Raw genomic sequence first — 12201 nt, 5'->3', positions numbered from 1 at the left:
AAGTTTTTGATAAATCGTTCGATAAAACGGGATGGTTGAAATGTCCGGACACTCTGCTGCGTACGACGACGCGGCGCACGCGGGCGCCGACGTTGCATCGGCTCGGCCCAACTTCGACATTGCGGCGCTGCGCAGTCTGGTCGCGGGCGTGGATCTCGGCAGTTTCGCGAAGGCGGCCGATCGCGTCGCGCGCTCGTCGTCGGCGGTGAGCGCGCAGATCCGCAAGCTCGAGGAACAGGCCGGCACGCCGCTGTTCGTGAAAGCCGGGCGCGGGCTCGCGCTGACCGACGCCGGCGATGCGATGCTGCGCTACGCGCGGCGGATGATCGAGCTGAACGACGAGGCGGCGGCGGCCGTGCGCGGCGTGAATCTCGACGGGTGGGTGCGGGTCGGCCTGCAGGAGGATTTCGGCGAGGCAATCCTGCCCGACGTGCTCGGGCGTTTTGCGCGCGCGCATCCGAAGGTGAGGATCGAGGCGCGGGTCGCACGCAATGCCGATCTGCTCGACCGGCTCGATGCGCAGCAGCTCGATCTTGCGCTCGTATGGGGCGATCCGGCGTCGGCGGCGCTCGTGTCGCGGGCGGGGATCGACAGCGAAACGATCGCGCAGGTACCGATGCGCTGGATCGGGACGGCCGGTTGGACGGCCGGCGGGCCGAGCGTGGCGTCATCGAACGCATCGGATGAAGCCGGCATCCGGGCGACCGTTCCCGCGCCGGGCGAACCGCTGCCGCTGGTCGTGTTCGACCGGCCGTGCCGGTTTTTCGGCGCGGCGACGGACGCGCTCGATCGGGGGGGCGTGCCGTGGCGCGTCGCGTTCACGACGCCGAGCCTTGCCGGGCTATGGGCGGCCGCTGCGGCCGGTCTCGGGCTGACGGTACGCACGCGCTACGGGCTGCCTGCGTCGGTGCGCCTGCTCGACGCTGCGTCGTTCGGCCTGCCGGAGCTGCCGAGCCTGCCGCTGATCCTGTTGCGACGCGCGTCGTCGGCGACGCCGACGGTCGACCAGCTCGCGCGGATCGTCGCGCAGGCGGTGCGCGATGCGACGGATGCGTCGGTGGCGGCGCTCGCGGCCTGACCGACGGTTCTCGAACGCGAAGCCGACCAGTACCGATATCCCGTTCGGCCAGGTGGCCCGACCGGAAAAAACCAACTACTGTGGTGATCACTTGAAACGGAGATCATCATGCAAAACACGAACTCGCCGGAAATCAGGACCGATTCACTGCAACGCGCCGATGCCTCGCAGTCGAGCCAGCAGGCTTCGGCGGAATGGAGCGCGCCCGCCGTGTCGCCCGTTCGGTTCGGAATCCTGCAAGGTCAGATCCGGATCCCGGACGACTTCGACGCACCGCTGCCGGACGATCTGCTCGACGCTTTCGAAGGGCGCTGATGCGGCTGCTGCTCGATACACGCATCTTCCTTTGGATCGTGACGAACGACCGAAAGCTCAGCATGCGGGCGCGCAGACTGATTTGCGCGGCTGACGAGCGGTTCGTCAGCAGCGCAAGTATCTGGGAGGTCGCGATCAAGGCGGGGCTGGGGAAGCTCGATGTCGACGTGGGCCGGCTGAGCCGCGCGATCGGCTTGAGCGGGTTCCGCAAACTGCCGGTCCGGGCCGCGCATGGAGCGGCCGTGCGCGATTTGCCGCGGCACCATCGCGACCCGTTCGATCGTCTGCTCGTCGCGCAGGCGCGCCACGAACCCCTGCGGCTCGTCACTGCCGACGGCCATCTCGCGCGGTACGGCGCATCGCTGGTTCTGACGGTTTGAAACAGTCTGCAGGACTGGATCCCCGCGTTGCCGGTACCGCGTGCCGCGCTGTCGCCTAAACCGCCGCGACGTTCCGCCCGGTCTCCTGCAGTGACGCGCCGATTGTCGCGAGCCTCTGCCGCAACGCGTCGCTCGCCGGCACGAACGGCAACCGCAACCCGTCCTCGCACCACCCTTGCGCGGCCAGTACGGCCTTCACCGGCGCCGGGTTCGGCTCCGCGAACAGCGCCGCGACGAGCGGCTGCAGCGCGACCGACAGGCGCCGCGCGTCGGCGAGGCGTCCGTCGCGCAGCAGCGCATGGATCCGCACATGCCATTCGGGCAGCACGTGCGCGCTGCTGGCAATCGTGCCGTGCGCGCCCGCGCACAGTGCCGCGAAGTTCTGGTTGTCGTCGCCGGAGAAGACCGCGAGCGGCGTGTCGTGCACGAGCCGGCTCATCCGTTCGAGCGTGCCGCCGCATTCCTTGATGCCGGCGACGCGCGCGTCGCGCGCGAGCGCCTGCAGCGTGTCGAGTTCGACGTTCACGCCGGTGCGGTACGGGATGTTGTAGACGAGCACCGGCAGGTCGGCCGCGCCGACGATCGTCTCGACGTGGCGGCGAATCCCGTCCTGGGTCGGCCGCACGTAGACGGGCGGCGTGACGAGCAGCCCGTCGGGGCGCAGTGCGGCGAGTTCGCGCGCGCGGGCGGCCGCGAAATGCGTGGCGCTCGCGGTGAGCCCGACGACGATCGGCAGGTCCGGCACCGCGTCGCGCAGCGTCGCGAACACGGCATCCTGCTCGCGTGCGTCGAGCAGCACGCCTTCGCCGGTCGTCGCGCCCGCGACGAACCCGGCGACGCCTGCGGCCGCGTAGTGGCGCGCGAGTCGTGCGAGCGCGGCGTGGTCGACTTCGCCGTGGTGGAACGGCGTGATGATCGGCAGCCAGATACCTTCGAAACGTGTTTGCATGCAAAGCCTCATGGTGGAAACGGCATGGTGGGAACCGTTCCGCCGGCGCAGAGCCGGATCGAGGCGTGCAAGCGAGGAGAAAGAAACGACCTGCGGGCATCCCGTCCGGCATTCGCCTGACGGGACGCGACATCCCCGTCAGTCGAGGAGTCGTTTTTTCAGTTTCAGCCCGGCCGCGCGCGTACCTGCCGCGACGGCGGCGAGGATCGGAAGCGAGCACAGGGCAGCGGACATGGAGGAACCGTAAGTGGGCTGAGCGGCGATCTTAACACCGGATCGCGGATGCGCGCGAGAGCCGGCGCGGTTTAGCAGAATTGGTAATTTGCATTCCACGACAGATTGGAAGGAGCGTCGCGCCCGGCCGCTAGAATGCCCGCTTACGATTCGATGACGGTGCGTGCGCGCGCCGCCACGCACATTCACCACACTGGAAGCGGGGCATATCACGATGGCAAGCATCAAGGGGATCGGCCGCTGGCTGCACACGGGCGCGGCGGCGCTGGTCATGGCGGCGACGGCCGCGCACGCGGACACGTCGATCCTGAACGTGTCGTACGACGTGACGCGCGAGCTGTACAAGGACATCAACGCGAGCTTCGCCGCCGCGTACAAGCAGAAGACCGGCGAGACGGTCACGATCAAGCAGTCGCACGGCGCGTCGAGCGCGCAGGCGCTGTCGGTGCTGCAGGGGCTGCAGGCCGACGTCGTGACGATGAACCAGCCGAACGACATCGACCTGCTCGCCGAGCGCGGCCAGCTGCTGCCGAAGGACTGGCGCGCCCGCTTCCCGGACAGCAGCTCGCCGTACTCGACGACGATGGTGTTCCTGGTGCGCAAGGGCAACCCGAAGGCGATCAAGGACTGGAGCGATCTCGCGAAGCCGGGCGTGCAGGTGATCATCGCGAATCCGAAGACGTCGGGCAACGGCCGCTACGCGTACCTGGCCGCGTGGGGCTATCAGAAGCTGAAGGGCGCGACCGACCAGCAGGCGCTCGATTTCGAGAAGGCGATCTTCCGCAACGTGCCGGTGCTCGACTCGGGCGGCCGGGGCGCGACGACGACGTTCACGCAGCGCGGGATCGGCGACGTGCTCGTCACGTTCGAGAACGAGGTCGCGCTGATGGACAGCGGCGCGTCGGGCGCGGCGTTCGACGCGGTGTATCCGTCGGCGAGCATCCTCGCGGAGCCGCCCGTCGCCGTCGTCGACAAGGTCGTCGACAAGAAGGGCACGCGCAAGGTCGCGCAGGCGTATCTCGACTACCTGTACACGCCGGAAGCGCAGGAGATCATCGCGCAGCATCATCTGCGGCCGCGCGACGCGAACGTGCTGAAGAAGCATGCGGCCGAATTCAAGCCGCTGAAGACGTTCAGCGTCGAGCAGGTCTTCGGCAGCTGGGCGAACGCGCAGAAGACGCACTTCGCCGACGGCGGCACGTTCGATCGCGTGATCGTCGACCGGAAGTAACGGCCGCGCATCGCGCCGCACGATACGAACGAAGCCGGCCGCCCACGCGGCCGGTTTTTTTCGCCGGCCCGGCATGCGGCGCCTCGTACCTGCTTCGCGTCGGCGCGCATTCCCGGGCGCCGTCGCGCGTGCTACGCTCATCGCCTCCCTGCTTCAGGCGCCGCGCGATGAACGTCGATTCGTCCTCCTCAGCCTCCCGCGGCCGTGGCCGCAAGATCTGGTCGGGCACGCGCCCGGTGGTCGCGTACGGGATGCCGCCGCTCGGCTGGCGCGACCTCTATCACCGCGCGCTGACGGTGAGCTGGCCGGTGTTCTTCCTGTCGCTCGCGCTGCTGTTCCTGCTGCTCAACGGCGGCTTCGCGACGCTCTACCTGCTCGGCCATGCGCCGATTGCGAACCAGTCGCCGGCCGGCTTCGGCGGCGCGTTCTTTTTCAGCGTCGAGACGCTCGCGACCGTCGGCTACGGCGACATGCACCCGCAGACCGTCTATGCGCACCTGGTCGCGACGTTCGAGATCTTCATCGGGATGTCGGGCATCGCGCTGGCCACGGGCCTCGTGTTCGCGCGGTTTTCCCGTCCGCAGGCGAAGATCCTGTTCGCGCGGTACGCGATCGTCCGGCCGCTGAACGGCCGCATGACGCTGATGGTGCGGGCCGCGAACGCGCGCCAGAACGTGATCGCGGAGGCGCGCGCGAAACTGCGGCTGATGCGCATCGAAGCCACGCACGAGGGCTACACGCTGCGCAAGATCCACGACCTGCCGCTCGTGCGCAGCGAGCATCCGATTTTCCTGCTCGGCTGGAACCTGATGCACGTGATCGACGAGTCGAGCCCGCTGTTCGGCGAGACGCCCGAGTCGCTCGCGGCGCGCGATGCGTCGCTGCTGCTTCGGATCGAGGGTTCGGACGAGACCACCGCGCAGGTGATGCAGGCGCGTCACGAGTGGACGCACGCGCAGATCCGCTGGCGTCACCGCTATGTCGATCTGATGCGCGACGAGGGCGGCATCACGCATATCGACTACACGCACTTTCACGAGGTCGTCGCGGTCGAGGCCGACACGGACACGGACGGCGACGGCGGGCTGCCGGGCGCGACGGTGGTGTCCGGCGGCGCGGTGCAGGCTTCGCCGCGCGCCTAGCGTCGTTTTGCCGATGGCGGGGCGGGACACGCCATGCGCCGCCGCGCCGCGACGATGCGCAGCGCGGATGGCGTTACGTCGAGCGCGTCGCGATCTGCCCGGCCGTCGCGGTGCAGGCGCGCCGGCCGCGCGCGTCACGCATGCAGCAGGCGCGCCGCTTCGCGCTGTTCGATCGCGGCTGCGCGCCGATAGCCGTCGCGATCCTCGGCGCGTGCGACGTAGTCGCCGAGCACACCTTCGTGCGGCAGCAGACGGGCATCGAACGCAATCTTCAGCGTGCTGGCGAGCAGCAGGTCGGCCGCGGTGAAGTGGTCGCCGACGAGCCACGGGCTATGGGCGAGCGTCTGCGCGAGCGCGCGCTGCACGCGCGCGATGTTGCCCCAGCCGAATGCGACCGGGTTGCCCGACGCGCCGGTGAATTTCTCGGCCATCGCCGGTTCGAGGCAGGTCGGCGTGAAGAACATCCACTGCAGGAAGCGGCCGCGCAGCGGATCGTCCGGCGCGACGCCGAGGCCGGCGGCTGGACAACGGTCGGCGAGATAGAGCAGCACGGCGCCCGATTCGGCGAACGGTGCGCCGCCGCCGCCGCTGTCGTCGAGCGCGGGCAGCTTCGCCATCGGATTGACCTGGATGAACGCGTCGCTGCCCTGTTCGTGCGAGCGCAGGTCGATCGGTACGAGCTCGTAGACGGCGCCGATCTCCTCGAGCATCCACAGCGCCCGGAACGCCCGGGTTTTCGGCCAGTAGTAGAGCTTCATCGCGCCTCCGCGTCGGGGTGTCGGTATCGCTGGAGGCTCAAGCGTACCCGACCGAAGGCGGTTCGGACAGGGGCGGGCGGCGCGGAGGGAGCGGGACTTTGATTTCTTTGGGCAACATCGTCCGGGAGGCGTATGGATGAGGGCGGATTTTTATAACTAGTTATAAAAGCACTAGCAATGAAAATCCACACGACTTTCCGGATGACAGGGCGGTCCGTGAACAGATTGTGCAGAGCGGGCGCGTCGGACAGCGCCGCATGCACGTCAGGTTCCCGATGCCGATGCGGCGGCCGGGATGCGGGAACCGTGGATCGAATCGACGCAAAAAACTGTGACTTTCAACGGTGAGCGTCGAACATTCAACGGGATGAAACGCTCGTTTCGATGTAGTATCCGGTCCCCCGCACGATTCGATGCGCGGGAATGCGGTCCGGCGGAGTGTCAGCGGCGTGTGGATATCCGGTATTCGAACGGGTGCGAAGCGCGTCCGGTATGACGAAGCTGGCGTCGCGATGTGGATATCCGGGCCGCGAATGGACTCGCATCGCTGTGCATTTCATCGGTGAGAGGGAGCCGTCCGCTGCGTGACGGCCGTGCCCGGGGCGCTTTTCCGCGGCGCGGATAGGATCGCTTCGCCGCGCATTTCGCGCGCGACGGTGAGTGGCCGATCGAACCAGGGCCGGCGTTTCGATGTGGATAACCGAGACCCGGGCAGACTCGCATTGCTGTGCATCTCGACGGTGAGCGCGAGCGATCGGGTGGACGAAGCATGGGGCGATGTGGATATCCGGCTCACGCAAAGACTCGAATCGCTGTGCGTCCCGATGGTGAGGATGTGCGTTCGGCCGCACCGGACGAGGATTTCGACGTGGATGCTCGCGGTATTGGACGTGACGCGGACGCGTGCCCGCCGCCGAGCGATCGGGCGAGCATCGATGTGGATATCTCCGCTCGAAACGACTCGACGCGCTGTGCATTTCGATGGTGAGGGTGTGCGCATCTGCCGGCAGAGGCCGTCCGGGCAAGGGTTTCGCGCCGTCAAGGCGCTGGTGCTTCCGCCAGCCGCTTCGAACTGCGACTCGAATCAACCTGACCGACATGCGTTGTGGATATCTGCCCGTCGCAACGACTCGACATCCTGTGTCTTGCAACGGTGAGCGCGTGCGCATGATCGCGCGCGGGCCATACGGGGCGGCCTGCGGCCTCGATTTTCGCTTTCCGCGACTGCCGGTCGATCATGCCGAGCAGCGCGTCGCGATAGCCACTGACCCACGAGAACCTCGATCTCGATTCGGCTGATCTCAACCACGCGGAAAACGGTACGCAGTGCGCCACCGGTTCTATGAACAAGGCGGTGGGAAGCGGCTTCGCGCTTGCGCCGCTGCCGGACGGAAAAGCGCTGGCGACGGGAGGTGACTGCGGGTTCGTCAAAGCGAAGCCCGGATTCAGCGAGCGGCTCGCGGGCGGAATATATCGGGAAGGCGATTTCGACGAAAACAGCGCGCTTCGCTCGATGGACATCCTGAGCGAATGATTCCCTGACATGAATCGCATCGCGCCGGCGCGCGAGCGAACGGCGGCAGCGGCGCCGATGTGGATATCCGGCCTCCGCGCCCACTCGAAACCCTGTGCATTTCGATGGTGAGCGTCGCTGCGCAATCGCGCGCAACGTCGATGCAGCGGGGCTGCCCCGCGGTTGCAGCGATTCGGCGCGGCAGGCATTTTCCGCGACGAGCGCGGCCTCCCGATCGCCCGACGAATGCGCGCGCATGTGGATATCCCGCCTCCGAAGCCACTCGACGCGCTGTGCATTTCGACGGTGAGCATCGGAGAGCAGGCCGAGCAAGGGGCGGATTTTCATCGCCCGCCGCGCCGCGCATTGTCCATCAAACGCAACCCGCGTTCAATGAACGAAGCCGGTTTCCGATGTGGATATCCGGCTCGACCGACCACTCGAACGCCTGTGCATTTGCAAGGTGAGAGCATGCGCAATCGCATGATTCGGCCAATGCCGATGTGGATATCCTCTTCCGGCAATCACTCGCATCTCTGTGCATTTCATCGGTGAGCATCATCCGGCCGCCGAGTGAAAACCACCCGAAACGCTGTGCAACCGAACGGTGAGGGTGCCCGCCGAGCTGCAATGTGGACATCCGGCCTTCCGCGACACTCGAAACGCTGTGCGCGGCAACGGTGAGGATGCCGCCGCGAATCGCCCGAAACCCTGGCCGCACGGCCCACAGCCGGCTGCTTCCAACCCGCGGCCGCCATCCCCGCCGGCCGCCGCCGTCGCGACCGGCAATGCCGCCACCCCGTTCCGGCACGTACCGCCGACCGATCCGGCGCTGCGCGAAAACTCTCTCAAATCCGCGCCAAAAGCTGCGCAGTTTTTCTCGCCACCGCGCGGTCCGCGCAAGATGAGAAAAAACATTCTCGGCTGCGCGCGAAAAAATAGAGCCATCGCGCTGCCGCCGGCCCGACGTCGCCCGACGCCGCGCCGCGCAGCCAGAACAGCACAAATCAGGAGACGTCCCCATGACAGCCCGCCTGCCGATCGACGGCACGCCCGCCCTTTCCGACTACCGTCTGACCGACAACCTGAGCGCGACGCGCGGCCGGATCTTCCTGACCGGCACGCAGGCGCTGGTGCGGCTGCTGCTGATGCAGCGCGCGGCCGATACCGCGCAGGGCCTGAACACGGCCGGCTTCGTCAGCGGCTATCGCGGCTCGCCGCTCGGCATGGTCGACCAGCAGCTGTGGAAGGCGAAGAAACTGCTCGACGCGAGCGGCGTGCGCTTCCTGCCCGCGATCAACGAGGAACTCGGCGGCACCGCGGTACTCGGCACGCAGCGCGTCGAGGCCGATCCCGAACGCACCGTCGATGGCGTGTACGCGATGTGGTACGGCAAGGGCCCGGGCGTCGACCGCGCGGGCGACGCGCTGAAGCACGGCAACGCGTACGGCTCGTCGCCGCACGGCGGCGTGCTCGTGGTCGCGGGCGACGATCACGGCTGCGTGTCGTCGTCGATGCCGCACCAGAGCGATTTCGCGATGATCGCGTGGCACATGCCGGTCGTGAACCCGTCGAACATCGCCGACATGCTCGAATTCGGGCTGTACGGCTGGGCGCTGTCGCGCTATTCGGGCGCGTGGGTCGGCTTCAAGGCGATCTCGGAGACCGTCGAGTCCGGCTCGACCGTCGATCTCGACGCGCTGCAGACGCACTGGCCCGCGCCGCAAGGCTTCACGCCGCCCGCAGGCGGCCTGCACAACCGCTGGCCCGACCTGCCGAGCCTGACGATCGAGGCGCGCCTCGCCGCGAAGCTCGACGCGGTGCGCCACTTCGCGCGCACCAACAGCATCGACAAATGGATCGCGCCGTCCGCGCACGCGAACGTCGGCATCGTCACCTGCGGCAAGGCGCACCTCGACCTGATGGAGGCGCTGCGCCGCCTCGACCTGACGGTCGCCGATCTCGACGCGGCCGGCGTGCGGATCTACAAGGTCGGCCTGTCGTATCCGCTCGAGATGACGCGCATCGAAACCTTCGTCGACGGCCTCGCCGAAGTGCTCGTGATCGAGGAAAAGGGCCCGGTGATCGAGCAGCAGATCAAGGACTACTTGTACAACCGCTCGGACGCCGCGCGTCCGCGCGTGCTCGGCAAGCACGATGCGGCGGGCGCGTGCCTGCTGTCCGAGCTGGGCGAACTGCGTCCGTCGCGGATCCTGCCCGTGTTCGCCGAATGGCTCGCGCGCCACAAGCCGGCGCTCGACCGCCGCGAGCGCGTCGTCGACCTGGTCGCGCCGCAGATCCTGTCGAACGAGGCCGATGCGGTGAAGCGCACGCCGTATTTCTGCTCGGGCTGCCCGCACAACACGTCGACGAAAGTGCCGGAAGGCTCGATCGCGCAGGCCGGCATCGGCTGCCACTTCATGGCGTCGTGGATGGAGCGCGACACGACCGGGCTGATCCAGATGGGCGGCGAGGGCGTCGACTGGGCCGCGCACGCGATGTTCACCAACACGAAGCACGTGTTCCAGAACCTCGGCGACGGCACCTACTTCCACTCGGGCATCCTCGCGATCCGCCAGGCGGTCGCCGCGAAGGCGAACATCACCTACAAGATCCTGTACAACGACGCGGTCGCGATGACGGGCGGACAGCCCGTCGACGGCAGCATCTCGGTGCCGCAGATCGCGCGGCAGGTCGAGGCCGAAGGCGTGTCGCGCTTCGTCGTCGTGTCCGACGAGCCGCAGAAGTACGATGGCCATCACGGGCTGTTCCCGGCCGGCACGACGTTCCATCACCGCAGCGAACTCGACGCGGTGCAGCGCGAGCTGCGCGAGACGCCGGGCGTCACCGTGCTGATCTACGACCAGACCTGCGCGGCCGAGAAGCGCCGCCGCCGCAAGAAGGGCGAATTCCCCGACCCGGACAAGCGCCTGTTCATCAACGACGCGGTGTGCGAAGGCTGCGGCGACTGCGGCGTGCAGTCGAACTGCCTGTCGGTCGAGCCGCTGGAAACGCTGCTCGGCCGCAAGCGCCGGATCGATCAATCGTCGTGCAACAAGGACTATTCGTGCGTGAACGGCTTCTGCCCGAGCTTCGTGACGGTCGAAGGCGCGGCGCTGAAGAAGGCCGCCGGCGCGGCGTTCGACGAGGCGGCGCTGGCCGTGCGCGTCGACGCGCTGCCGGTGCCCGCGACCCATCTCGACGCGGCGCCGTACGACATGCTGGTGACGGGCGTCGGCGGCACCGGCGTCGTGACGGTCGGCGCGCTGATCAGCATGGCCGCGCATCTCGAAGGCAAGAGCGCGTCGGTGCTCGACTTCATGGGCTTCGCGCAGAAGGGCGGCTCGGTGCTGTCGTTCGTGCGGATCGCGTCGAACGACCACTGGCTGAACCAGGTGCGCATCGACACGCAGCAGGCCGACGTGCTGCTCGCTTGCGACATGGTGGTCGGCGCCAGCGCCGAAGCGCTGCAGACGGTGCGTCACGAGCGCTCGCGAATCGTCGTCAACACGCACCGGATTCCGAATGCATCGTTCGTGCAGAACCCCGACGCGAACCTGCATGCGGACGCGCTGCTCGAGAAGATGCGCCACGCGGCCGGCGACGGCTTCCTGTCGAGCTGCGACGCGCAGGCGCTCGCCGCGAAGTTCCTCGGCGACACGATCGGCGCGAACATCCTGATGCTCGGCTACGCGTGGCAGCTCGGCCTCGTGCCGGTGTCGCTCGCCGCGATGATGCGCGCGATCGAGCTGAACAACGTCGCGGTGCCGATGAACAAGCTCGCGTTCTCGGTCGGCCGGATGGCAGCCGGCGATGCGGCGGGCCTCGATGCGTTGTGGAACGCGCGCCACACGGCGGCCGCGCACGCCGCGCCGCAGACGCTCGACGAACTGGTCGCCGATCGCGAGACGCGCCTTCACGCATACGGCGGCGCGCGCTACGTCGAGCGCTACCGCGCACTCGTGGGCGCCGCGCGCGCGAAGGGCGACGATACGCTGACGCGCGCGGTCGCGACGACCTTTTATCGCCTGCTCGCGGTGAAGGACGAATACGAAGTCGCGCGTCTGTATGCGGACGGCGCGTTCCGCACCGCGCTCGAAGCGCAGTTCGAAGGCGTGCCGGGGCAGGATTACCGCGTGAAGTTCAACCTCGCGCCGCCGACGGTCGCGAAGGCCGGCCGCGACGGCAGCGCGCCGCGCAAGCGCGTGTTCGGCCAGTGGATGTGGCCGGTGTTCGGCGTGATGGCGCGCGTGCGCGGCCTGCGCGGCACGTGGCTCGATCCGTTCGGCCGCACCGTCGAGCGCAGGATGGAGCGCGCACTCGCCGACGACTACGAGACGACGCTGACGCGCGCGTTCGCCGTGACGACGGCCGGCAACGCGGCGCTTGTCGTGCAGCTTGCCGAACTGCATGCGCGCGTGCGCGGCTTCGGTCACGTGAAGCTGCGCAACCTGGCCGGCGTGAAGCGCACGGAGCGCGAGCTGGCGTTGCAGCTCGGCATCGACGCGGCGACAAGCGCGGCCGTCCAGCATGCGCTCGACGAGATGAAGGGCGCGGGCATGCTGAAGGGGATTCCGGTCGTCGTCGCGAAGTAGGCTCGA

General features: G+C 68.1%; 9 protein-coding genes. 7 read left to right on the top strand and 2 right to left on the bottom strand.

The genetic code is table 11. From position 1 onward, the window contains the following. Window positions 1–31: 31 nt before the first annotated feature. The 3 genes from BST28156_RS17945 (at window position 32) to BST28156_RS17935 (ending at window position 1773) form a co-directional block, all read left to right on the top strand. Window positions 32–1078 (top strand): LysR substrate-binding domain-containing protein, encoded by a 1047-nt coding sequence (locus BST28156_RS17945; RefSeq protein ID WP_174902947.1) that lies wholly within the window; start codon window positions 32–34, stop codon window positions 1076–1078. 108 nt (window positions 1079–1186) lie between these two features. Next, complete coding sequence (locus BST28156_RS17940; protein ID WP_174902919.1) at window positions 1187–1393, top strand: hypothetical protein; 207 nt, start codon at window positions 1187–1189, stop codon at window positions 1391–1393. Continuing rightward, entirely contained in the window at window positions 1393–1773 is a 381-nt protein-coding gene (locus tag BST28156_RS17935; RefSeq protein WP_174902946.1) for a type II toxin-antitoxin system VapC family toxin, read from the top strand. The genes BST28156_RS17940 and BST28156_RS17935 overlap by 1 nt, the downstream gene beginning before the upstream one ends. Before the next feature lie 55 nt (window positions 1774–1828). Here BST28156_RS17935 and dapA read toward each other — a convergent pair whose 3' ends face one another. Next, window positions 1829–2722: a 4-hydroxy-tetrahydrodipicolinate synthase gene (gene dapA / locus BST28156_RS17930; protein ID WP_174902945.1), complete on the bottom strand. Its 894-nt coding sequence runs from the start codon at window positions 2720–2722 to the stop codon at window positions 1829–1831. A gap of 448 nt (window positions 2723–3170) precedes the next feature. Between dapA and BST28156_RS17925 the strand changes: the two genes are divergently transcribed. Both BST28156_RS17925 and BST28156_RS17920 read left to right on the top strand, forming a co-directional pair. Beyond that, the gene (locus tag BST28156_RS17925; RefSeq protein WP_060246654.1) at window positions 3171–4187 is read left to right on the top strand and encodes a sulfate ABC transporter substrate-binding protein; all 1017 of its coding nucleotides are present in this window, start codon (window positions 3171–3173) and stop codon (window positions 4185–4187) included. A gap of 167 nt (window positions 4188–4354) precedes the next feature. Further along, the gene (locus tag BST28156_RS17920; RefSeq protein ID WP_174902944.1) at window positions 4355–5329 is read left to right on the top strand and encodes an ion channel; all 975 of its coding nucleotides are present in this window, start codon (window positions 4355–4357) and stop codon (window positions 5327–5329) included. A gap of 134 nt (window positions 5330–5463) precedes the next feature. Here BST28156_RS17920 and BST28156_RS17915 read toward each other — a convergent pair whose 3' ends face one another. Beyond that, window positions 5464–6087 (bottom strand): glutathione S-transferase family protein, encoded by a 624-nt coding sequence (locus BST28156_RS17915; RefSeq protein ID WP_060246659.1) that lies wholly within the window; start codon window positions 6085–6087, stop codon window positions 5464–5466. Window positions 6088–7429: 1342 nt separating this feature from the next. On the opposite strand from BST28156_RS17915, the gene BST28156_RS17910 reads away from it, so the two are divergent. Further along, window positions 7430–7621, top strand: a complete 192-nt coding sequence (locus BST28156_RS17910) for a hypothetical protein (protein WP_174902943.1) — start codon at window positions 7430–7432, stop codon at window positions 7619–7621. A 1001-nt stretch (window positions 7622–8622) separates the two neighbouring features. After that, window positions 8623–12195, top strand: a complete 3573-nt coding sequence (locus BST28156_RS17905; protein WP_174902942.1) for an indolepyruvate ferredoxin oxidoreductase family protein — start codon at window positions 8623–8625, stop codon at window positions 12193–12195. Window positions 12196–12201: the final 6 nt, after the last annotated feature.

Source organism: Burkholderia pseudomultivorans, from assembly GCF_902499075.1.
Lineage (GTDB): Bacteria > Pseudomonadota > Gammaproteobacteria > Burkholderiales > Burkholderiaceae > Burkholderia > Burkholderia pseudomultivorans.
This window is presented reverse-complemented; position numbering and strand designations above follow the sequence as displayed.

What these genes read in the sequence shown, in the direction of transcription:
- BST28156_RS17940 (WP_174902919.1), top strand. Translation starts at nt 1,187, where the DNA reads ATGCAAAACACGAACTCGCCGGAAATCAGGACCGATTCACTGCAACGC.
- BST28156_RS17915 (WP_060246659.1), bottom strand. Translation starts at nt 6,087, where the DNA reads ATGAAGCTCTACTACTGGCCGAAAACCCGGGCGTTCCGGGCGCTGTGG.
- BST28156_RS17935 (WP_174902946.1), top strand. Translation starts at nt 1,393, where the DNA reads ATGCGGCTGCTGCTCGATACACGCATCTTCCTTTGGATCGTGACGAAC.
- BST28156_RS17910 (WP_174902943.1), top strand. Translation starts at nt 7,430, where the DNA reads ATGAACAAGGCGGTGGGAAGCGGCTTCGCGCTTGCGCCGCTGCCGGAC.
- BST28156_RS17945 (WP_174902947.1), top strand. Translation starts at nt 32, where the DNA reads ATGGTTGAAATGTCCGGACACTCTGCTGCGTACGACGACGCGGCGCAC.
- BST28156_RS17905 (WP_174902942.1), top strand. Translation starts at nt 8,623, where the DNA reads ATGACAGCCCGCCTGCCGATCGACGGCACGCCCGCCCTTTCCGACTAC.
- dapA (WP_174902945.1), bottom strand. Translation starts at nt 2,722, where the DNA reads ATGCAAACACGTTTCGAAGGTATCTGGCTGCCGATCATCACGCCGTTC.
- BST28156_RS17920 (WP_174902944.1), top strand. Translation starts at nt 4,355, where the DNA reads ATGAACGTCGATTCGTCCTCCTCAGCCTCCCGCGGCCGTGGCCGCAAG.
- BST28156_RS17925 (WP_060246654.1), top strand. Translation starts at nt 3,171, where the DNA reads ATGGCAAGCATCAAGGGGATCGGCCGCTGGCTGCACACGGGCGCGGCG.